Source organism: Flavobacterium myungsuense (genome assembly GCF_042677265.1).
In the GTDB taxonomy this organism is placed as follows: Bacteria; Bacteroidota; Bacteroidia; order Flavobacteriales; family Flavobacteriaceae; genus Flavobacterium; species Flavobacterium myungsuense.
In genome coordinates, this window is sequence record NZ_JBHTIZ010000025.1 from 43,067 (window position 1) to 67,796 (window position 24,730).

Genomic DNA, 24,730 nt, shown 5'->3' on the forward strand with positions numbered 1-24,730 from the left:
TTACCGAGACATTTTCCTAATTAGCTATCGTTTCAATGTTCATTTTACCCACTTTAATAATGCGTAACGCTTTAGAGTAACTTAATAAAAAAGATATTGTTTCTTTTTTAGGTTTCATCGAATTGGTAACTAATGCTTTTTTAGAGTAAATTTTTGCCATATTGTAGTTTGTTTGTTAGTACTACAACGAGGTTTTTCTTTAAATATTGTTAGTTCGTTAAAATAATTTGATGTTTATCAATTACCTTTCTTAAATTCATTAATGCGTACCGCATTCTTCCTAAGGCAGTGTTGATACTAACTCCTGTCAATTCAGAAATTTCTTTAAAACTAAGGTCTTGATAGATGCGCATAACCAATACCTCTTTTTGATCTTCGGGCAACTCTTCAATGATTTTTTTTAAATCTTCTTGCACTTGATCTGCAATTATTTGGTTTTCAACCGTTAAAGAATGATCTGTCATAATCGAAAAAATAGAAAACTCTTCAGTTTCTCTAAACATGGGCATTTTTTTATTTCTTCTAAAATGATCAATGATGAGATTATGAGCAATTCGCATTACCCATGGTAAAAATTTACCTTCTTCATTATAGGAATTTGATTTTAAAGTTTTTATTACTTTAACAAAAGTATCTTGAAAAATATCGTCAGATATATCTCTATCCGGAATTTTGGAATAGATAAAACCGTATATTTTTGATTGGTGCCTATTTATTAATATTGACAAAGCGTTCTCATCGCCAGCCATATAATTTTTTACCAATAGTGCATCTGGGGTTTGTACATTAGCCATAAAATTACCTTTTAGTTTGTATAAAAATTTTGAGAAAATTCTCTAAAAAGTAGTTTTTTGTATAGGCTGAATGTTAAAGTTTAATTAATATTAAACCAAATATACTATAATTCTTTCTTAAGAAACAAGTTTTAACTCAAACTTTAACAGTTATTATACAATAAAAAAAATCTTTTTTAGGCATACTAATTCATAAACTATCTTTTATTTATTTTAAATATTGAAAGTCTGCTTCAAGAGTTGCCTCAGAATTTCCTCCAACAAAAACTTTAAAATCACCAGGTTCGGCTTCCCATTTTGAATTTGCAGTATAAAATTCGATTGTTTTTTGATTAATTATAAATGTAATTGTTTTTGACTCGAAGGGTTTTAATTCGACCATTTCAAAACCTTTTAATTCTTTTACAGGTCTTGCAAAACTTCCCACTAAATCACGAATGTATAATTGAACGACTTCTTTACCTATAATTTCACTGTTGTTTTTTAAATCAACTGAAACTTTTATGTTGCCGTTTTCAGAAAAAGATATCTTGTCAAGTTGAATGTTAGAATACTCAAATTTAGAATAACTTAATCCGTATCCAAAAGGATATAAAGGATTGTCCTTTTCATCAATATAATGTGACCAAAAAACAACATCAGGATCTTTCTCTTGCATTGGACGACCAGTGCTTTTATAATTGTAATAAATAGGCAATTGTCCTACGTTTCTTGGAAATGTCATTGTTAATTTTCCACTCGGATTGTAATCACCATATAATACTTCTGCTATCGCATTACCGCTTTGAGTTCCTAACTGCCATGCTTCAACAATTGCAGGAACATGCTCTGCAGCCCACGGAAAAGCTAGTGGTCTTCCGTTATTTAGTACTAATACAATATTTTTATTAACAGCATAAACCGCTTCTAATAATTCTTGTTGAACTCCAGGCAATCCAATATCGGTTCTACTCCTACCTTCGCCAGATTGAAATCCGTTTTCTCCTAAAACCATGATGACAACATTTGCATTTTTTGCGGTTGCTATAGCTTCTTCAAATCCTGTTTTATCTGTTGTATTGACTTTAACTTCTTTAGCAAAACGTGTTTCTCCTACTATTACATCAGCCCCTTTTGCATAAGTCAATTGGTTTCCTTTGTATTTTTGCAATCCTTCTAAAACAGAAATAGCAGAATGATCATCAGCAGCTAATCTCCAATTTCCTAAAGGACTATTTTTATCATTGGCTAAAGCACCAATAAGTGCAATTTTTTGGCCTGACTTTTTTAAAGGCAGTAAATTAATTTCATTTTTTAATAATACAATAGATTTTTTTGCCATATCTAAAACACCTTCCTGAAACTCTGGTTTTCCGATAGTTGCTTTTTCATAGGCTTCGTCGCAATATTTATAAGGATTTTCAAATAAACCTAATTCAAATTTTACTTTTAAAACGCGTCTTACGGCGTCATCTATAGTTGATTCATTTACTTTTCCGTTTTTTACCAAATCGTTTAAATATTTTATATAAACATTTGATTCCATATCCATATCAGAACCTGCATTTATAGCAATTTCTGCTGCGTGTATATTATCTTTTGCATAACCATGAGTTACCAATTCTTTTATTGACCCCCAATCGGAAACAACAAATCCTTGAAAATCCCATGCTCCTTTTAGAATATCTCTTTGTAAATATTTATTTCCAGTAGCTGGAATACCGTTTAATTGGTTAAATGAGTTCATGAAAGAACGTACACCAGCAGCTACAGCAGCTTTAAATGGAGGGAAAATTATATTTTGAAGTGTTTCATTACTTACGTCAACGGTATTGTATTCTTTACCGGCTTCTGCAAATCCATAGCCCGCAAAGTGTTTTGCACAGGCAATTATATTTTTGTTTGATGAAAGATTTCCTTGAAAACCCTTGATTCGAGCCTCAGCAATTTTAATTCCTAAAAAAGTATCTTCACCTGCGCCTTCCATAACTCTTCCCCAACGTGCATCACGCGTAACATCAATCATTGGAGCAAATGTCCAATTAATTCCTGCCGCTGCAGCTTCTTCTGCTGCAATTTCGGCCGATTTTTGAATGGCTAGTAAATCCCAACTCGCTGATTCAGCTAATGGAATAGGACTAATGGTTTTGTACCCGTGAATTATATCATATCCAAATAAAAGCGGGATTCCTAAACGCGTTTCTTCAACAGCAATTTTTTGTAATTTGTAGATGTTTTTAACCCCTTTTACATTAAGCATTGCGCCTACAAGTCCCGATTTAATATCCTGATACTTTTTTGCTGCATCCCCATCCTTTGGAACTGGACCCGTAAAATCCCAAAAACCACTGTACTGATTAAGCTGCCCTATTTTTTCATTTAGAGTCATTTTTTTTAGAAGATCATCAACTTTCTTGTCAGTATTCTTTTCTTGGGAATACCCCGATAAAATAGTGAGCAAAAAAATCACTCTAATATATATTTTCATATCCTTTTTTATATCTGTTAATGTGACTTTAAATATATTTATTCATTTAATATATTAATGTTTGAATGGCATGAGATGGGATTTCAATTTCGGTAGCTACCATTCCAATACAAAGATTGTATTTTACTTTTTTACTGTCCTGATTCATTACAATAGTGACTATTTTTCCGTCCGGATTAAGAAATGAAGTGGTTAACAATTTACTTCTACTTGCTACACTACTAATTCTTTTGGCTCCTTTTTGAATAAATTTAGAAAAATGACCTATAAAAAAATAAGAAGGTGTATAAATAAGTTCATCTTTAGTTACATCTGCATGAATAGGTGAAAAGCAAAAATTTTGAACATGGTTTGGACCTCCGTATTGATCTAAAAGAATATTCCAATCAGTCCAACCTACTGTTCCATTATTAAAATCGTTAATCATAGATTTTCCATAACGTTCTCCGTTTGCCCAAAGTTGATATTTTTTAGAGTCAAATTTCTCTACACAGCCCTCGGTAAATAAAAGATTTTTTGTTGGATACATTTCGTTGACCGCATCTATATTTTCATACATTTGATTGCCTCCACTCCAGTTTTCATACCAATGAAAACCAATACCCCAAACGTATTTACTAGCATCTTTATCATCAAGAATTACATTCACTCTTTGTGTGATTAAATCTCGATTATGATCCCAAACAATTATTTTTTTATTTCCAAGTCCTGCTTTTTTGAGTGTAGGCCCTAAGAATTTTTTAAGAAAATCTCTCTCTTCTTCGGCAGAATAAATACACGATTCCCAACGTTGTTTCGCCATTGGCTCATTTTGTATTGTCAATCCCCAAACGGGAATCCCTTCTTTTTCGAGTTCATTTATATATTTTACATAATAATTAGCCCAAGGTTGATAATACTCTGGTAAAAGTTTTCCGCCTTGAAGTACATTATTATTATCTTTCATAAATGCAGGCGGAGACCATGGACTGATATACAAAGAAGCCTTTTTGCCAATCATTGCCATTGCTTTTTTAAGTAATGGTAGTTTGTATTCTTTATCAATATCAATTGAAAAAGATTGAAGTTCATTATCACCTTCAGTTATGTAAGTATAACTTTTTGAACTAAAATCACAGCTGTTCATATTTGTTCGAATAACCGAATACCCTATGCCTTTGTCGCTAGAAAAATAGGCGTTTAAAAACTCTAGTTGTTTTTCTTTTGAAAGTTTTGCAAATACTTCTGCACTAGCGTCAGTAATAGCTCCACCAATTCCAATAAAAGTTTGAAATTGTTTATTTGGATTTACGAAAATACATATATCTGTTTCTAGTGGCTGATTGAACGCTCTAAATGTCAAATTTGAATTAGCTCTAGATAGTTTTAAACTAGTGCTATCAGCAGAAGTGAATACCGTAACTGATTTGTTTTCTATTGAGAACATACTTGAGAAAGATTCTTTTTTTTGTTGCGAAAAAACACTTGATACTACAAGTACTATTATTGGTATTATTACTACTTTCATAAAATTTTACTATTTTCAATAGTTTTATTAGTCCACTTTTTATTTCACTAAAGTTGTCAAGAAACATTTTTGAATATTTAATTAAGCTAAATAAAATAAACTCATCACGTAAAACCTAGTTTTAAATTTCACGCAATGGGTAAATAAAACTGTACTAATTATATACTCTAACGTAATCTATTTCGAAAGTAGAAGATGCGAAATTTGGGTCAATTGCTCCTCCTAATCCACCTCCCATTGCACAATTCATTATCAAGAAAAAATTCTGATTAAATGGCAAAGTAGTACTATTTTTAAAATTTTTAAACAATTGATTATCAATATAAAAATTAATAAAATCAGCTCTCCACTCTATGGAGTATATATGAAACTCTGTAGTCGCATTAGAAATAATCTTACTTGAAGAATCAGCGTTGCCTCCTGAACGTCCCGAATAATGAAGTGTTCCTAATATTTTATTGAGCTGATTTCCTGTATGCTCCATGATGTCTATTTCGCCGCATGCTGGCCATCCTACAGCATCTATATTATTTCCCAACATCCATAAAGCAGGCCAAGTTCCTCCTCCCGCAGGTAGTTTTGCTCTAAATTCAATTTTTCCGTATTTAATTGAAAATTTACCTTTAGTTAACAGTCTAGCAGATGTATAATTACTGCCTTGAAAATCTTCTTTTTTTGTTATAATTTTTAGAACACCATTTTCAACAATCACATTATCCCTTCGGTTGGTATAGTATTGAGATTCATTATTTCCCCATCCATTATTACCCGTTCCTATATCAAATCCCCATTTAGAAGAGTTTGGCGCACCGTTTACATTGAATTCATCAGACCATATTGGCGCTGTAGAAACACTTAAAGTTATAGTAACAGAAGTACTAATAGCATTTGACCCATTTAAAGCGGTTATAGTGACTAAATAGCTGTAAGTCCCAGCTGTTTTATAAGTATAATTAATTATACCATTAGTAAAATTTTGTACATTTCCATCACCAAATGATATTTTATAGGATGTCGCATTTGTTGCATTAATATTGAATTTAACGTTACCACTACCATCACCATTTGGATTTTCTGTACTTTTACCAGTAATTTCAGTTGTTACTGTAAGATTAGAAGGCATAGTTCCAGCATCATTATTAGAACCTCCGTCTGAAGAGCTACAAGAAATTAATAGAATTAGCGCTATTAATACTGCAAGATGTTTTCTATTTTTAAAAAACGAATTTAGCATTTATTAAATATTTAATTGATTATTTACTATATAAAAATAGGAGCTAAATAATTTAGCTCCTATATCTTTAAAATCTATACTTTATTCAGCTGGTACTAGTACAAACCACCATTCAAACCCATTATTACCGTCAACAGTACTTAAAACCAATTCGTTTGGATTATTTCTTTTTTCTCTATCAAAAATTCGGTACTGATGACTTCCGCCAGTATAATAACCAATAAAACCAAGACCAGAAAGGGTTATAGTTTCAACACCATTAGGAGCTGAAAAACTATACTGACCAGTATTACTAGCATAAGGATACTGAATAATATCATCCCCTTCACCAGTTCCTCCAGGACCGTTTAACTCTTCTATTAATGTTTTACGACCAAAAACCGTACCATCAGCTCCTGTATCGTGAGTAAAACTTAAATCCGAATTGAACGTAAAACGGTCATCATACATACCCGTATTGGCTTTTGCATTTGCAGGAGCTCCATACCATTCTGTTATAACGGAACCGCCCACTGGTCCTAATCCAAAATGATTATTTCCTTCTGCTTTTATTCTCCATGTTCTAGAGCTATTGGCATTTAGCATCGTTACCAATTCTGCAGGTGGAACATATACTACCAATACTTCAAACTCAATAGTTGCACTTGAACTTATGCCCCCTTTTCCGGTGGCAACTACAGTTACAATATATTTATTAGTACCCGTTTTTGCAAAATTATAATTTTTAAATCCGGATGAACGCATTTCTTCAGTACCATTATGAATAAATTTATAAGAAACTGCATTATCTGCTTTGGCGGTAATATTTACTACACCAGAGCCATCACCGTATGGATTACTCGCATCTTTACCTACAATTTCAGGAGTAATTGTCAAATTGGTTGGAGCAACAATGTCTCCAAACTCATAATCTTCTTTTTCACAGCTACTTAATAGTAAAACCAATGAAAGAAAACTAATAAAATATTTTATATTTTTCATTTTTTATCTTTTTAAATTAAATTCTTACCAATTTGTAGGACCAAAACACTCCATTTCCGGCTTCAATAACTACATTCATTGTATTCTTATCCTCTGAAAGCGTTACATTATACGTTATTGAATTGGGAACAGCAACATTAGGTAACTCTCCAGCATTATTTGCTTTTGGAAGACCAAGGTAAGCACCCGCACCTGTAATCTTAATTGTTCCTGCAACTTCGTCATAAACATAGCTAGCTGCCGAACCATCATGAGGAGCTACTGGTGCTCCGCATGCATCCACAGCAACACCTTGCCATTTCTCAAGCCAAGTCTCTGTGCCTAAAACATTACTAAAAGTTCCGTTTGAAGAAAAAACATAAGTGTCATCAAAATAACATGCCCTATCAATTACGGCTTGATCGCTAATTGAAAACCAAGCACCACTTCCTGAGCTGGGACCTACTTTTAAAGAACCTGCTTCTGGAGCCATTTTCCATGTTCCTGCTAATCCAGTTGAAGGAGCTGCTGTTTTATAGAAATAAAGATTATCTATAAAAATGGTTCCTGTTGCCCAAGGCGCTCCAACAAATTTAAATTGTTTTAAATTGTTAATAGGTAAACCTTGACTTGTAAAATCCGTTAAAGGTATATCAAAACTATTCCATTGATTGGCTACCAAAGTTTTAGTTACAAATCTTTCATTTGCTGGTATAACTCCGTCTGGAAGTGGAAAAATATCGACTGATATATTTGAAGCTGACCAAATATCAATATGAAGAAACTCCATAGAAGAGGCATCAATAGCCGACCCTATGTCGATTCCTTGGTAGCTCAATTTAATATAATTTAACATCTTGTCTCCATTCAAATCGAATTCACTCCAACTGCTGCCTTGTCCTCCTTGTCCCCAATCTGGGAAGTAATTTGAACCCGCAACATTGGTATATTTTGAACCGTAGATAGAAATAACATTAGCTTCTTGTCGTAAAGGAGGGGCTGGAGCCGAAGTTGTAGGCTGAAGGATAGCTGTTACAACAAAACTCTCTGAATATTCGGTTGTTTTAATGGCTCCACTTTTCACAACTATTCTTATAGTATAAGTTCCTGAATTTATATAAGTGTAGGAAGCTGTTCCTCCAATATTTGCAGATACCGGTGTATCATTACCGGGTTCTCCAAAATACACATCAAACATAGTTGCAAAATCTGCTGTTGCTTTAACATTCACTTTTTTTGAAATTAACAAATCATTAGAAATAGTAACCACTAAATTTTCAGGTGCTTTTAACGACACTACTAAGCTTTGAGTAACTTCTGTTTTTAATCCTTTAACACTCGTAGCAATTATTTTTACAGTATAGGTGCCTTCTGCATAAATATGCGAAGTACTTTTTCCAGGAACAACAGTAGCTGGCGTGAGAGTTCCATCACCATAATATATATCAAAAGATACAACACTTTCACCATTTGGGGTAATGGTTACAAGACCCGAATTATCCTGAGTAATATTATAAAATGCAGTAACATTCGTTGGTGCTCCAAGTGAATTGAAAAGCGAAGTATCATCATCGATACCATCAACCGTACAACTTATGGCTAGAGCCAATAAGATTACGAAACCAAAAATAAATTTTATATTTTTCATAGCTATACTTTTTTAATATTTAGGGTTTTGTGCCCAATTTCCTCCTGAGAATTGAATCTCTTCAAATGGAATAGGGAATAATTCATTTTTTCCAGCAACAAATCCATCGATTTCTTGTGCTGCTTTACCAGTTCTAACTAAATCGAAGAAACGGTGCCCTTCACCAGCTAGTTCTACTCTTCTTTCTGCTAAAATAGCATCGTATAATGCTGAACCTGATTCAGAAATTCGGTGATTTTCATCTCCAAATGCTCTGTCTCTAACAAGATTTAAATATTCTCTTGCCTTAACATCATTACCACTTTTACTGCTTGCTTCTGCTGCCATCAAAAGCACATCAGCATAACGAATAGCTCTGTAATTATTTGGACTCGTTAGTTTTTGATCATTTGCAGCCCCAATTCTTCTTGTTCTAGGTATGTATTTTCTGTTAAAAAAACCAGTATCCTCATTTTGTTTGGTATATTTAGTTCCAGGATTTGCAGGAATCCAAGTAGCCATATCTAAAATGGTCACCTCTTTTCTGGTGTCTCCCGCTTCAAAAGCACTTACTATTTTTGGAGTAGGCAAATTAAAGTTATTACCATCAGCGAATACAGGGCCTTCATAACCAAAAGGACCAGCAAAACCTACTGCTACATTCCCTTCAATGTTTTGTAAGCCCTCGTAACGACCACCTTCAACATCGGTATACTGTATTTCAAAAACAGACTCTGGTCCGTTTTCTCCAGCTTCTTCAAAAATGCTTCCAAAAGGAGTTAGACCATCTGAAATTTGTTGCGGTGTCAAATCTGAAGTGCTTACCAAACGATAATTTCCTTTAGTAATCAGGATTTCAAGAGTAGCTGCAGCTTCGGTGTATTTTCCTTGATACAAATAGGCTTTTCCTAGCAGCGCGAATGCTGCTCCGCTAGTGGCTCTTCCTTGTTGTGCCGCAGCTACACTCAAATTTTGAGTAGCATAAATTAAATCAGCTTCGATAGAGGCATACACCTCATTCACTGAAGAACGCGGAACGGTTTTTTCATCGCCAGAAAGAAATCGTTTGTCTCCATTCATTGGGATTCCTCCAAACCATTTTACCAATTCAAAATGATAATAGGCTCTAAGAAACCGTGCTTGAGCAATAATTTGATTCTTGCCTTCGAAATCAGTTTTGTCTTTAAATTCTAGTATGTAATTGGCTCTCTGAACTCCTGCAAACATCCAATCCCACAATTGTTTAATTTGAGCATTTACTGGTGAATGAATCATATCATCAACTGATTGATAGCCAGGTACGTCGTTTGGACCATTACCCCCTGCAAAAGTGTTGTCAGAAGCAATCTCTCCCATCAAGACATTGATAAAAGTGGAATGTAATAAATCGTAAGCTGCAATCAAGGCAGCCTCGTAATCGGTTTTAGAATTGAAATAATTCTCTGCATCAATGGAATACTGAACAGGTCTTTCAACAAAATCATCGTTACACGAAACAACTATTGTCGATAAAATCGCAACGCTTGCTATTGCTATATTTATATACTTTTTCATCTTTATTTAAATTAAAAATTAATATTTAAACCCAATAAATAGGTTCTTGGAATAGGATAAAAACCATCATCAATTCCGCCGCCAATTGGAGCTCCATTTGAAGCGCCAGGATCATACCCTTTGTATTTAGTAAAGGTGTATAAATTGTTCACTCCGGCATATAATCTTAATTTTGAAATACCTGCTTTCGAAACAAAACTAGAATTTAAAGTGTACCCTAACTGTATGTTTTGAATTCTAAAGAAAGATGCATCCTCTACAAAATAATCTGAAAATAATCTGTTAGTATTGGCACCTGTAGTAACTCTTGGTACTGTATTGCTTGTTCCTTCCCCAGTCCATCGGTCTAAAACATAAGTCAAACGGTTGGCATCATCAGCAATGCTTTCGTAATTTCGAACCATATCGTTCCCTATAGAAGCAAAAGTGTACATTGAAAAATCAATCCCTTTATAATTTAACTGAACATTGAAACCCATAGTCGCCTCAGGAATCGGATCTCCAATATCGGTTCTGTCATCCTCTAAAGTAATTTTTCCATCTCCATTAACATCTACATAACGAATATCACCAGCGTTAGCTCTAACCCCATTTTGAATTGGTTGAGCATCTACATCAGCTTGATTTTGATACAATCCATTTGTTTTTAAACCATAAAAATACCCCATTGAATGTCCTACTTGCATTCGGGAAGGAAATTGTTGACCAACTCCAAACACACCACCTTCAACATATGGAGCGCCATTTATTTGAGTAACATTATTTTTAAGGAGTGTAACATTATATCCAAGATTTATACTAAATTCATCAGAGAATTCATTTTTATAATTTACAGCAAATTCTAATCCTGAGTTTCTAACCGTTCCTGCATTAATGGTTGGATTAGATGCTCCAGGGGCAGCTCCTCCTAGAATACCTGAAACAGGAATCAATGGAATTAACAAATCGGCTCTGGTATCTATAAAATAATCAGCTACAATATTAACCTTGTTATTATATAAATTGATATCCAAACCCACATCAAATTTCTTAGCTTGTTCCCATTTTAAATTTGGGTTTGGGATTTGTCCTGTCGCTCGACCGTTAACTAAACCTCCATCAAAAAGGTAAGTAGCTTCTCCGGTTAACTGAGATATATAACCATTATTAGGAATTCTATCATTTCCTACTATACCATAACTTCCTCTCAACTTCATGAAGTTTACTATGTTTTTTTCGCCAAAGAATGCCTCATCAGATATTAACCAACCAGCTGTAAGTGATGGGAAATAACCTACTTTATTTCCAGGTCCAAATTTGGTAGAAGAATCTCTACGTAACATTCCAGACAAAAGGTATTTTCCTTTAAAGTCATATTGTAGTCTCGTAAAATAAGAAAGTCTTCTTTCGTCATAAATGTAAGACCCAGCAGGATTAATATTTCCTTCTGTTGGACCATCAGCCAAATCAATATCTGCAAATTCCCATGAATTATTAGGAACGTCGAAACCAGTTGCAAACAAACCATTACCATATTCTTTATAAATGGTGTTACCAACCATGGCAACTACTTTATGGTTTTCGGCTATTGTTTTGGTATACGTTCCAAAAATATCAAAAGAATAATTATTATCGTTAATAGCGTTTTGAGATACTGAACTTCTATCTACATTAAATACCTTTCCGCCTCCATAATCTACAATTTTGGCGAAAGATTTACCCTCACTATTTGCCGATTTAAACCCTAAATTACTAGAAATAACAAAATCTTTAAATAATTTATAGTCCAATCCGAAATTACCACTGATTTGTTTAAAATTATATCTGTTGTAGGTATTGTCTATTTGGGCTAATGGATTAATCATTTCATTGCCTAAAGTTCCTCCAGGAAAAACGGTGAAATTTCCATTTGCATCATACGGTTTAAGCACAGTAGGAGCATTTACTGAATTTAAAAGCACTGAGGCGTTTCCGTTTTCAAGTAAAGTTTTTCTATTGAAATAGGTATAAATAACGTTCGATTTTAGTTTTAATCTATCCGAAACATCAGCATTTAATGATAATCTTGCTGTATTTCTTAAAAAACCCGATTTATCTCCTCCTACAATTCCTTCTTGGTCTAAATGAGAACCACTTACTGCATACGTAATTTTTTCAGATCCACCAGAAAAAGTCAAATCATGACTAATGATAGGTACATTTCTACCAAAAACTTCTTTTTGCCAATCAGTTCCTTGTCCTATACTAGAAGATAAGTTAGGATAAGGTAGCGGTTTTCCACCATTAGCATAACTTTCGTTGAGTAATGCAGCATATTGAGTAGCATTTAAAGTTGACAACGTTTTCGCTGTTTCTTGAAAACCAGTGTAAGTGTTATAGGCCAACTTTCCTTTAGCATTTTTCTTCCCTGTTTTGGTAATTACTAAAATAACCCCATTTGCTGCAGCAGAACCATAAATTGCAGCTTGGGCATCTTTTAAAACTGTAATAGATTCTATATCGTTCGGGTTTAACAATCCGAGTTCTCCTATATAACCATCAATAATAGTAAGTGGTTCTGCATCGCCATTGGTAGCAATCCCTCGAATACGAATGTCTAATTTGGCACCCGGAGAACCTGAAGTCGAGGTTACATTCACACCAGAAACAGTTCCTTGAAGCGCTTGCTCTATCCTAACTGGTTTTAAAATATCTAGAGTTTTACTATCTACAACAGAGACAGCTCCTGTTACTTCTCGCTTTTTCTGAGAACCATACCCAATTACAACCACTTCTTGTAAAGATTGCGTTTCCGGCTTAAGTTTAACATCTATTTGTGTCCTTCCGCTTATTGCTTCCTGACTCTGAGTATAACCAACATAACTGATTAGTAAAGTTCCATTTGAATCAGCATTAATCTGATAATTACCGTCAAAATCAGAAACCGTCGAAGTAGTGGTTCCTTTCACTAAAATTGTTGCACCTGGTGTGGGCAATCCATTTTCGTCTAGCACCTTTCCTTTAATGGTAAGCGTTTGAGCTTGACCGTAAATTGAAAATAAAAGTGCGAAAACATAAAAAATAAACATTCTTGTTTTTTTCATTTTTCTAAAATTTTTGGTTAGTAATTAATAGTGGTTTTTATGTTAATAAATATCTCTTTTTTTGAAAAGAAGATATCGGTTTTAATAGACATTCATCAGATAAAATGCTTTTTTTACTCTTATAAAATTCAGTTTTAGTTGGTTATCATTTTTTTATAATTTTTATATTTTCTATTCCTTGAGAATTTTTCACTTTTAGAAAGTAAATTCCTGACTTAAAAGCACTCATGTCTAAATCATGAGAGGCTTTTACTATAACTTCTAACTGTTTTTTTCCTAAAACATCCGTTATTGAAATTTCGTTTTGATCGTCAGTTAACCTCAAGCTCAAAATGTTTTCTACAGGGTTCGGAAAATAAGATTGCTTTACTTTAGAAACAGTTTCAACTCCTAACGAACAACTTTTGCCCACCACATATTGAAAATATTTAGTTGCTGATTGACCCCCAGCAAAAGCAAATTTAACACCATAACTAATGGTTGAACCAATAGTTTGTCCAGATATGGTTGAGGTAAAAATATTACCTGAAACAGTTGCCATTTGCACTTCAGAGAAAGGAGATTCTTTCCATAAAAAAGCAACAACTCCTACTTTATTAGTATCTAAAAGTTCGAAAGTAATCTTAACATCTGTCCCTATGGTTTCGAAAGCATATTTATAACCCGTTGTAAATGAACCTTGACCGGCTAAAGCCTGAGTATCATTTCCTGTACATTCCAACCTTAAAGAAGTTTTTGCATTGAGTACAATTGGATTGTTTTCTGCTGGTTTTCCTGACAAATCGCTAGCTGTTACTGTGAAAGTATAATTGGTATTTTGGGTTAAGTTAGGAATAATTACCGATTTTTGAACTCCAGCTGGACTATATATGGTTTTTAAACCATTCCCGTACTCTATGGTGTAAACCATATTTCCTGAATCATCTGATGCATTCAAAATTAATTCAACAGAAGAACCTGTAACTTGCCCTACTGTAGCTGTAAAATTAGTTGGTGCTTGAGTATCAATAGCAGTATTTTGATATATTCTTACATAATCGATTATCATAGAAGCTTGAACAAAATTAGATGGAATTGCTCCTGCAAAACCACCCATAGCGATGTTTAATAATATATATTGATCCTTATCAAATGGCCAAGTACTTGCGTTTTTTACAGTGGGATTGTAGGTGTAATAAACCACATCATCTAAAAGAAATGAAATTTGGTTGGGTGACCAGTTCATAGAATAAATATGGTAATTTTGTGCTATGTCATTAGCTTGTATTCCGCCTTTGTTCACGGTATTACCATTAGATGATGGTGTGTGTATGGCAGCACCAATATAGTTTTTAGGCTTGTCAGGGAAAATTCCATGCTCCATAATATCTAGTTCACCACAAGCAGGCCAACTCGTTGTTCCGAAATTTGAATCGAAATAGCCACCATCTTCATTTACATTTTTTCCTAACAACCATAATGCAGGCCAAGTTCCAGCATCATTTGGTGCTTTAGCTCTAATATCTACTCGACCGTAGGTAAAAGCAAACTTAGAGTTTAATCGAGCAGATGTATACTGTTTAGTAACGTTCTGATCTCTAAAATCCTCCTTTATTGCAATTATATTTAAATTTCCTGCTTCTACAAAAGAATTACTCAAGCGATTGGTGTAATGTTGTACCTCGTTATTAAACCAGCTTCCGCCTGATGGTATTTGCGTTTGATGAAACCAATTGTTAGCATTGACGGCTCCGTTGTTATCAAATTCATCTGACCAAACAAGGTCTTTATAAACGATATCGACTTGTGCAAAACAGAATTGACCTATTAATATAAGTACAAATAATAATTGTAAAGTAGTATTTTTTTTCATGATGTTTTTTTGTTCATTCCGTGTTTCAAATGAACTTGATTAGTATTAATTTAATTTTATTTATTAGTATTTTAATTTTTCATTTTTGTCCCAAATACCCCAGTAGGCTCCAACCTCACCTTCGGCTCCTACTTTCCATGATTCGTCAAAAGAAGAAAAGTAAAAAATATCAATATTCTCTTTTTGAGACCAGAGTTGCGTATTTATAAAATATTTTATAGCGTTTTCTGTAGATGGATGAGAGCCTTTAAAACTTTCGCCTTTACTTGGCCATCCCGTTTCAGTAATAATTACTTTTTTCCCATTTGCAGCATGTAAAGCTTGATGGTACATTTGATTCATGTGTCCTAATGAATATTCGAGATCACAGCCTTCCCAGTACGGATAACAATTGGTTAAAATAAGATCACAAGCTGCCGTTATTCTTGGTTTTATAGAAAACTCATAATACGCATCTACATAACCTACAGGAATCAAATCAGGAATAGTAGCCTTTACTCTGCTGATAAATTCTATAAGTTCATCTTCAGATAAATCTTTGCGATACATAACTTCATTTCCCACAGCAGCAATATCGACAAAACCTTCGTTAGCCAATTTTACAAGCCCTTCAATTTCTCTTTCATTAATTTCTGGATCATCGCCCAACCATGCTCCTACTAATGTTTTAATTCCATATTCTTTAGCAATCATTGGAATAAATTCGTTCCCTTCAGTACATGAAAAAGAACGCACCCATTTGGTATAAGGAGCAATAATTTTCATTCTACGGCGAACTTGTTCTTCAGTTATAATATCGCCAGGTTTTTGTCCGTCTTCATAAAGGCTAAAACAAAGCCCATGCATTCCAGTTTTTAACACTTGACTAAAAAGGTTAATTAATTGCTCAGACGATTGGGTTGAATAATCAACACCTTTAAAAGAATCAACTTGTTTAGTTTCATCAAAATTAATTTGATAAAGCGAATCTTCTTTTCTTCTAAATGACATTTGTTCTTAATTTAGTATCAAACTTTAATTTTTCATTTTTATCCCAAATTCCCCAAGCTGTTCCTAATTCGCCCTCTTGATTTACTTTCCAAGATTCATCAAATGATGAAAAATAGAAAAGTTCAATATTCTTATGAATAGCCCATTCTTGAACAGCAATAAAATATTTCATTGCATTTACATTGGATGGTTTTGCAGCTTCAACAGATTCCCCGGTACTTGGCCATCCTGTTTCAGTAATGATTACTTTTTTACCTTTGGAAACGCGTTGAGTTAATTCTATCATTTCATCTAAATATGAGATTGCATATTGATTGTCTGCGCCTTCCCAGAATGGATAACAGTTGGCTAAAACAACATCACAAGCCTCAACCAAAGCAGGTCGATCAAGGAACTGATAATAGGCATCTACATATCCGACAGGAATAGAAACAGGTAGCGCTTGTCTTACTCTTTTGATATATTGTAATAACTCTTGCTCCGCAATTTCTCCTCGATGTAACACTTCATTACCTATAGCAGCAATATCTACTAAACCAGCATTTGCTAGTGAAATCAAGGAATTTATTTCTCTTTCATTGCGTTCTTTATCTTCACTAATCCATGCTCCAACAATGGTCTTTAATCCTTTTTGATGCGCAATTTCTGGAATAAGTTCGTTACCTTCAGAACAAGAAAAAGTTCTAATCCATTGCGTATAAGGACTAATGATATCGAGTCTTTTATTAATTTGACTTTCTGATAAAATATCACCTGCTTTTTGACCTTCAACATAAGGACTAAAACACAAACCATGTAAACCACTATTTAAAATTTCGGAAAATTGTGTTCTAATTTCAGTTTCGTTTTTTGATCTTAAATCTGTACCTTTAACAGTATTTATTGCACTTCCGCTTTTCCCTAATGATAGTAATTTACCAGAAAGATATGCTGACGATTGTTTTTGACCTTGACCTTTTCTCTTGTCTATTAAATCTCTTACTTCTAAAGCTTTCACTTCATCAATATCATAATTTTTCATTACCCAAATAGCAGTTAAAGTACCAAGAATTGGAATTCCTACAAAGAAAATTCTTAACCAAAACATGGTTTCATCTGTTTGTGAAGCTGCATTCGATTGAAAACTAACCAACGAAAGAATTAAACCACTTAATAATCCAGCCACTGCAGTTCCAAATTTAACCATCCACCAATAAATAGCTCCCAAACTTCCCTCTCTTCTTTTGCCAGAATTTAATTCATCTATATCTATAACATCAGATGTCATTGACATCATTAAGGTAAACAGACTACCTATACCAAATGAAAAGAATGGAAGTGCAAAAAGAAATAAATAAGGTTTACCAGGAACAAAAAGTAAAAAAAGTAAAATATAACCCACTATTGAAATGCCTTGAGAAAGTAAAAATGCTTTCTTTTTTCCCATTACCTTAGACATCCTTGCAACTATAGGAATTACCATAATAGTGGTACTAATTGCTCCTACACACCCAAATAATGTTGGCCATAAACCAAACCCTTCTTCGTTTCCTTTGAACAAGTAATATTTGATAATGAAGTATGAAAAGCCAGCTGTTGTTTGAAAAGCGTTAAAAATTAAGAAAGTTGCTATACAAATTTTTCTGAAAGGCTTGATTTCTATCGAAGCTTTTAATCCTTCTTTAATTTCTCCAAAACTACCTAGGATTCCTTTAAAATCAATTGGGCTATAGTTTTCGTTTAGAGTAGATTTACTTGGAATAAAAAATGCTGGAATAGCCGCTAAAATGGAGCAACCAATAGCCACATAAACAGACAAAGTTCTAACCGCTACATCACTAGATGAAAACAATGATTTATCAGCCATCAATACCCAAAACCAAGGCGCAACAACCCAAGCTAATTGACCAATTAGTTGAGAAGTTGCCATAATATTAGTTCGCTCATGAAAATCGTCGCTCATTTCATACCCCATAGCAACGTAAGGAATGCTAAATATGGTAAGACCTGAATAAAAAATCAAAGAAATAACTAAAAAGTAAATAAAATTGTAAGTAACACCATTTTCAACATACAATTGCCACATTAATGCAAATGAAATTCCTAAAATAATGGCACCTGCTAAAACATATTGTCTTCGTCTGCCCCATTTTGATTTTGTATTATCACTTACATATCCCATTATAAGATCAAATAAAGCATCATAAAATTTAGGAATAAAGTAGGTTAAACCAAGTAACAACCCACTAAAACCTAGTTGTTCTACTAATACAACAGTGAAAATTCCAATCATTGCCGGAAACATTTGGTTGGCTAACATTCCTAGTCCAAAGGCTATCTTTTGCCCCATAGGAACCTTTGTAATTGTGTTTGAATTTTGACTTGACATAATATATTGGTTATTTGATGGTTATTTTTATTAATGAAATTAAATTGGTTTATGGATAGATTATTATTGTTTGTAAAGCTTGCGCATTAATTGAAATACTTTTAGTTTTCTTATCTAATTGTAAAGTAATATTTTGTTTTTCTGATGTTGGATTAAAAACTACGACTGCTATTGTACCATCAGGATTTTTTACAGCTGTAGTAACAATCTCTTTATGATTTATGGTACATCCAATTTTTACTGCACCAGGTCTCATATATTTGCTAAAATGAGCCATGGTATAGTATAATGGAGTAAAATAGACTTCATCTTTATTGACATCTACAATTACAGGAGCAATGCACCAATTTTTAAACCAGTTTGGGCCTCCACCAGTATCTAAAACCATATTCCAATCGACCCAGCCATCGACCCAGTTGTTCAAACAACCAATGATGTCATTAGCATAGCGGTTAACAGGAGCATATTTAGGATGCAAATATTTATCCTTTTCACTAGCCCAATCCCAACCCCAATCGGTAGCTTCTTTTTTCCAATACCAAGCATCGTCATTCCAATGTGGTATTTCAGAATCTACACAAGCCTCCGTTTGGATTAAATATTTATTTGGTGCTTTTTTGTGAGCATATTGTAAATCTTCAGGGAAAACTTCATAAGTACTTTCATACCAATGTACCGCTAAACCATCATAATATTTAGACGATTTTTCATCTTCATACATAACATCTACCCATTCTTTTATTCCAGCTCTGTTTTGATCGTAACCTAAAATATTTACATCGCCCCAACCCTCTTTTTCTAATTTTGGTCCTAGATGGTTCTGAACAAAATTGGTCATTTCTTTTGGAGAAAAAAGCGTACTTTCCCAGTTATTCCCGTTGCCATGTGGTTCATTTATAACGGTTACACCCCATATATTGATTCCTTCTTTTTTGTAAGCATTCAAATATTTAGAAAAGTATAAAGCAAACGAATCATTAAATTCGGGTAATAATTTTCCTCCAACATATTTTTTGTTGTCTTTCATCCAAGGTGGTGCAGTCCATGGAGAAGCAATAATATTAAACCCTTCTTTAGAAATAGCTTTCGCTTCTAAAATCATTGGAATTAAATCTGATTTATCATCTTCAATAGTAAAATTTTCTAGTGATACATCATTTTCAACTTTAGCATAAGTGTAATTGCTTAACGAAAAATCACAAGAAGCAATATGTGTTCTTGTCAATGAATAATTGGCACCTTCTTCGCCAAAATAGGCATCAAGTATTTTTTTACGATTAGTTTGACTCAATCGATTGAGTAAAGAGGCCGAAGCTTCGGTAAATGAGCCACCAAAACCAGTAATCGTTTGAAATTTCTCTTCAGGGTTTATGTTGATTAACACTGCGTTTTCGTTTGCAGAAAAGGCAGTTATTTTTGTTAATGAATTACCTTGAGCTGAAGTTTCATAGACTGCAACATTTAAATCTTTGGCTACCTTACAACTATTCAATACGAATGCCATAATAAAAATTATTATAAAAAATTTTAATCGAACTATAGTAAATTTTTTCATTTTTAATTAATTTTTAATCAATACAGCAGGTGTTTTCACATCTAGCCATAAGGCTTCTAAATTACCATTATAGGTTTTTGTAATGGGCTTACCATCACGAGTTAAACCTTTAAAAACTCCTTTATCAACTAAATCCCATAAAGCATATTTTGCTTGAGATTGTAGGTTTATTAATCCGAAATGATTTTCTGACCCCATTGCATTCCCACTATCTTTCCACTGCTCATCAAAAGCTTCAAAATAAAAAAGAGATATTCCTTCTTTATTTGTCCATTCTCTCATCAATTTATAAAATGAAGCCGATTTATACTCATCTGTAGCTCTCGATCCTGAATTACCATACAAATTATTACACATAGTAGCCCAACCCGATTCTCCTATATGCAATGGCTTATTAACACCTAACGATTTCATGTAAATAGCCACACTTCTATATTGTGAAATAGCATAATCTCTTGACCGAATCATTGCTGCGTCTATTTTTTCGCGCTCAGTTAAATGATCTTCATTTGACTTTGTTCCCCAAAATACAGGATTATAATGTGTATCGTGCATTGGATAAGTATGCATCGAAATGTAATCAATAGCTTTAATCAATTGATTTAAATCTTCAACATGATACTCGGCATCACCACCTCCCCAAGAAGCAAAATTATCAGAACTTGTTATCCATAATTCTTTAGGTAATTTTTCTTCTTTCTTAAGATTTTGCAAATGATTGACCCACTTTAAAATGATATTGGGAGTTACATAATAACTAGCAGCCCATTTCACCATAGCTTCATTTCCAACTGAAATAATCTTAATAATGTCTGGATATTCATTTGTTAATCGAACAGCTTCTGTAATCTCAACAGCATTTCGTTCGCTTTCTTCATCGTGGATTGGCTCATATACTGTCCATGCATTTTTACAATCTATCCAAGCGCCTAACATGACATACATTTCAAAGTTAGAGTCTTCCCTTTTTAATGCTCTTATCGCTTCTAATAAATTAGCTACTTCTTCATTATGCACATTATAAGTTCTCAGCACTTTAATATTCATTGCCGATAAAATCCTCAAATCTTCTTTGATTTGAGAAATAGTTGGCACAACATCTCTCGTTTTAGTTCTATAACCGCCGTAACTTATGGCTTGATAGTTTGAATTTCCTAATATATCTTTTGCTGTAATTGCTACAGTTTTATTTGAACCCATATATTTTTTACTACAAGAAAATAATGTTACTACTGATAAAAGTGCTATAACTATTATTTTATTCATTTCTTAAATATTAATACCTACTGTAACTTGTGCAATTTCTCCTGTTCGTTGAAATATTTTTTGGCTCACCTCATGGTTTAAGGCCAAAGTTGAAAAAGTTTCAACTGAACTGTTTTTATACTTCACTTCAATTTGATTGTTTTCAGCTATTTTATATATAATTGGCACTTGGCAAACAGTAAATGCCAAACTTCCTTTTTGCAATGCTAAAGAGTAAGGTTTGTTTTCAAAATCGAAAAAGGTTCCAGTTTCATCTTGTTGCAAAAACTGGTTTTTATTTAATAGTGTAGGTTGAAAATTAAGTTCACCCTGTTTTACCTTTATTCCTAATTCTCCTTTTCTAGTAAGCACGTCTTCTTTAACCTGTCCTGTCATTCCCGGCTGTTGCGCACCTCTATGCATAGGAGTATGCGAGTACGGATCGGTAGGAAATGCGCCGTAAACTTCTGGAGTTTTATGAACACCAATTCCTTTACCAATTTCATCATAATGTAATGATAAAGCTTTAATAACTGAACTATCTTCTTGGTCTAAATGGGCTTTTTCAATTACTTCTAGTACCGCTAAATGCAATTTAGAAACCATGTGCCAATAAATAGAACCCAAGCCTTCGAAGGCGAAGAATGTTCCAGATCGACCTGTAAAGGCTTTATGATTGAAGACTTCTTCAAAAATTTGGAGAATACTTTCTGTTTCTTTTTCAACTAAAGTTTTATATTCTTCATTTTCTTTTAGTTTTGCCAAGGCTGCTTTTAGGTCATTGTCATTATGAAAGTTTCCATTAAAATGGTAATTGCCTTTTACATCTTTATTTACAATTGCATTATTTTGAACAGATAATAATTTATGCAACAATTGAGACCCTTCAACTCTTTCTTTAGGAATATTGTTTTTTTCTAAAAACTTAGGCAAATCTTTATTAGGATACAAAATATAGCTATTTTGATCTGGACGATATAAAGCACTTTTTCTTAAAGCATCTATGATTTGTAAAGATTGAGTACCGTTAAGATAGCCAGCACTTAAAACCGCTACTTGTCCTTCTAGCATTTCGCTTAAATTATATACTACAACCTTGTCATTATTAATTGACATCAAATTATAGGCATGAAACAATTTATCAGGTCTTTGATTGGCATTGATTGAATGCTCAATAAAATCTAAAGCAACTTTTGTAAAGGTCTTTAATCCCGACATAGAATGGGTTCTTTTCTTACCCCAAAATCCGCTATTGTATACCTGAAAACGATATTCTGAAGCTGCTTTACCTAATCGGTCTAAAATATTTTTACGCGATTTATCATCAATTTTTCCAGAAAGCAAGTGTTGATTTTCTACTAAACATTCTCTAACTTCATGATAAAATTCGACCATTTCATTAGAAATTTTGATAGTTTCTAATTCAGATGCTTCTAATAATTTTTCAAAAGTTTTTAAAAATCGGCGTAAATAACAAAGTGTTACCATCGAAACTCCGTTTCCTACCAAAGCATTGTTGGCGTCGTTCCACTCAGGTCGTTGTGTATTCATCCAAATTCCGCCTTCTGGAATAAAGTTGGACATCTTAGCCAAAACGGTAGCTAATATTTTTTCTATAAAATTTACATGGTAAATTTCATTGTTATTATCACAAATTAAAGCACCGTCTGCACCTATTTTCTCTCTACGATCGATAATCTTTTTCTCCCAATCATGACTGTATTCTATAGTGTCTTTTGGATTTTTTAAGATGTCATCATAAGGTTTAATAATATATGGTACTGCCGCATAAACAAAACATTCTTTTTCAAAATAATAATTTAGTTTCCCTGGATAGTATTTTTCTATAAACTCTAAAAATTTTAATAAATAAATAATTTGATGATCGCCCCAATAGCCAATATAAGACCATGGATTGTCTGGCTCTATAGCTTCCCAATCAAATCCAGATTTTGTTACTCTGTATGGGTTATATCCGTCAAATGTTGTTGCATTTAGAAACTTATGAATCATACCTTCAATAAAATTAGGATAAGCATGAGCTAAAGCTTCCCAATTCTGAAAGATATCTCTCCAATTTCCTTCATAATCTAATATTTTAGAACCGTCTATTTCACTTCTAGTATTAATAGAAAATTTATTCCAAGGACGGCTAGGGTCTCCGTGACGACGGCTAAATTTTAATGGTAAATATTCTGTACAAAGCCTTTCTAAGTCTTCATCATCTTGATTTTCAATTAAATTAAGTAATTCAACGTAAGAAAATGTGTCTTTTAAATTGTGAAGAAAATCTTGTTTCTTTTGAAAAATTTCACGGTTTGCTTTTTCAAAATACTGGATAAAATCTTTTTTGCCAATTTGATAATTTTCATCAAAAATTCCACCACGCATGATATTGAATAGCACATTTGAGAAATGTCTGGTGTCAATTAGTTTATCAGCGGTAAATTGTAACCCATCGGCAGAAGCGTTAAGAGCAATAAGATTTTGCATTCCTAATGCCACATCTTCAATAATTTGATTATCTATTGTTTTATCAGTAACAATAGCATTACAAAGCTGCACTACTTGAGATTGATCTTGGTTTACATTAGCAATAATTTTCCAGTTTTTAGAATCATTGGGTGCTAAATTCAATTCGGTAGCAATAAAATAGGCTCCTTTTTCACCTTTAATATCTGATTCGCCAGTTAATTTTTTTAGTTTTCTAAAAGCAGGAAGTTGTTTCGAAGAAAGTAAATAGGTAGGATTATCTATACCCAATGACCAAACAATATTTGCTTTTAATGCTTCGCTTGGTTCTGCTTTATCTACAATAATGGCACTAAGGGCAAAAATTCCTAATCCGCTTTCAGCATGCAATTCGTTACGTTTGTAGGCGTCTACTAAATTACTCGTACTGGATTGCAAATCGCTACTGACACCTTGCGGCATTATGTTTTGAATACCATCTAATAAATTGATAGTATAAGCTTTGTTAGCGTTATTTATAATTTCAGATTTTTTTATAAATCCGAAAATGTTACTTGAACTCCATTGATATCTAAATGTCAGTTGTAAATCATTATTAATCTCTTCGAAAATAATTTTATTTCCATAGAAGTTTTTATATAAATTTCTGGTAAGATTATAATGATCGTTAAAACGTTCAGAAAAAGGTTCCCACAGCACTATTTTGTCATCAAATCGAATTTGGAAAATAGTTTTACTTCCTGTTATATCAGCAAATTCGGTTATTTTATCATCTGTATAATAGGGAAAAAGAGCAAACTCAGCGTTTTTTCTACCAGCAGTAAGTCCGCCATTACTAGAAATAAACAACCAATGATTAGAATCACTAACAATGCTCATAAAAAAAGGTCGCATGGTATCGTGATTTTCTATTTTATAATATTTTTCTCCCTCTAATTCAACTATTTTCATCGTTTTTATATTAATTTGAACTAAAATTGCTTTTTATCTATAACAGCTTTTTTAAATATTTGTTGGCTGTCAATATTTATTTTTTGAAATCA

General features: G+C 33.2%; 15 protein-coding genes. All 15 read right to left on the reverse strand.

Annotated elements, in window-relative coordinates:
* Positions 1–16: 16 nt before the first annotated feature.
* The 15 genes from ACFQ0S_RS09760 to ACFQ0S_RS09830 all read right to left on the reverse strand — a co-directional run bounded on the left by ACFQ0S_RS09760 (position 17) and on the right by ACFQ0S_RS09830 (position 24,638).
* Positions 17–160, reverse strand: coding sequence for a hypothetical protein (locus ACFQ0S_RS09760; protein WP_379757089.1), 144 nt, complete (start codon positions 158–160; stop codon positions 17–19).
* A gap of 49 nt (positions 161–209) precedes the next feature.
* The gene (locus tag ACFQ0S_RS09765) at positions 210–794 is read right to left on the reverse strand and encodes an RNA polymerase sigma factor (RefSeq protein ID WP_379757086.1); all 585 of its coding nucleotides are present in this window, start codon (positions 792–794) and stop codon (positions 210–212) included.
* A gap of 208 nt (positions 795–1,002) precedes the next feature.
* A complete protein-coding gene (gene bglX / locus ACFQ0S_RS09770) occupies positions 1,003–3,261 on the reverse strand; it encodes a beta-glucosidase BglX (protein ID WP_379757083.1) in 2,259 nt (752 codons plus the stop codon).
* Between the two features lie 46 nt (positions 3,262–3,307).
* Positions 3,308–4,768 (reverse strand): glycoside hydrolase family 30 protein, encoded by a 1,461-nt coding sequence (locus ACFQ0S_RS09775; protein WP_379757080.1) that lies wholly within the window; start codon positions 4,766–4,768, stop codon positions 3,308–3,310.
* Between the two features lie 154 nt (positions 4,769–4,922).
* Positions 4,923–6,002 (reverse strand): family 16 glycosylhydrolase, encoded by a 1,080-nt coding sequence (locus tag ACFQ0S_RS09780; RefSeq protein ID WP_379757077.1) that lies wholly within the window; start codon positions 6,000–6,002, stop codon positions 4,923–4,925.
* A gap of 81 nt (positions 6,003–6,083) precedes the next feature.
* The gene (locus ACFQ0S_RS09785; protein ID WP_379757074.1) at positions 6,084–6,983 is read right to left on the reverse strand and encodes a glucan endo-1,3-beta-D-glucosidase; all 900 of its coding nucleotides are present in this window, start codon (positions 6,981–6,983) and stop codon (positions 6,084–6,086) included.
* 16 nt (positions 6,984–6,999) lie between these two features.
* Positions 7,000–8,610 (reverse strand): hypothetical protein, encoded by a 1,611-nt coding sequence (locus tag ACFQ0S_RS09790; protein ID WP_379757071.1) that lies wholly within the window; start codon positions 8,608–8,610, stop codon positions 7,000–7,002.
* Between the two features lie 12 nt (positions 8,611–8,622).
* The gene (locus ACFQ0S_RS09795) at positions 8,623–10,143 is read right to left on the reverse strand and encodes a RagB/SusD family nutrient uptake outer membrane protein (protein WP_379757068.1); all 1,521 of its coding nucleotides are present in this window, start codon (positions 10,141–10,143) and stop codon (positions 8,623–8,625) included.
* An 11-nt stretch (positions 10,144–10,154) separates the two neighbouring features.
* Positions 10,155–13,205 carry a SusC/RagA family TonB-linked outer membrane protein gene (locus ACFQ0S_RS09800; protein WP_379757065.1) on the reverse strand — a complete coding sequence of 1,017 codons (3,051 nt, stop codon included), beginning with the start codon at positions 13,203–13,205 and terminating at the stop codon, positions 10,155–10,157.
* Positions 13,206–13,350: 145 nt separating this feature from the next.
* Positions 13,351–15,057, reverse strand: coding sequence for a family 16 glycosylhydrolase (locus ACFQ0S_RS09805; protein WP_379757062.1), 1,707 nt, complete (start codon positions 15,055–15,057; stop codon positions 13,351–13,353).
* Between the two features lie 63 nt (positions 15,058–15,120).
* Complete coding sequence (locus ACFQ0S_RS09810) at positions 15,121–16,047, reverse strand: glycoside hydrolase family 17 protein (RefSeq protein ID WP_379757059.1); 927 nt, start codon at positions 16,045–16,047, stop codon at positions 15,121–15,123.
* Positions 16,037–18,415 carry an MFS transporter gene (locus ACFQ0S_RS09815; protein WP_379757057.1) on the reverse strand — a complete coding sequence of 793 codons (2,379 nt, stop codon included), beginning with the start codon at positions 18,413–18,415 and terminating at the stop codon, positions 16,037–16,039. The genes ACFQ0S_RS09810 and ACFQ0S_RS09815 overlap by 11 nt, the downstream gene beginning before the upstream one ends.
* A gap of 49 nt (positions 18,416–18,464) precedes the next feature.
* Positions 18,465–19,919 (reverse strand): glycoside hydrolase family 30 protein, encoded by a 1,455-nt coding sequence (locus ACFQ0S_RS09820; protein ID WP_379757193.1) that lies wholly within the window; start codon positions 19,917–19,919, stop codon positions 18,465–18,467.
* 57 nt (positions 19,920–19,976) lie between these two features.
* Positions 19,977–21,236 carry a glycosyl hydrolase family 17 gene (locus ACFQ0S_RS09825; protein WP_379757054.1) on the reverse strand — a complete coding sequence of 420 codons (1,260 nt, stop codon included), beginning with the start codon at positions 21,234–21,236 and terminating at the stop codon, positions 19,977–19,979.
* Between the two features lie 3 nt (positions 21,237–21,239).
* The gene (locus ACFQ0S_RS09830) at positions 21,240–24,638 is read right to left on the reverse strand and encodes a hypothetical protein (protein WP_379757051.1); all 3,399 of its coding nucleotides are present in this window, start codon (positions 24,636–24,638) and stop codon (positions 21,240–21,242) included.
* Between the last annotated feature and the right edge of the window lie 92 nt (positions 24,639–24,730).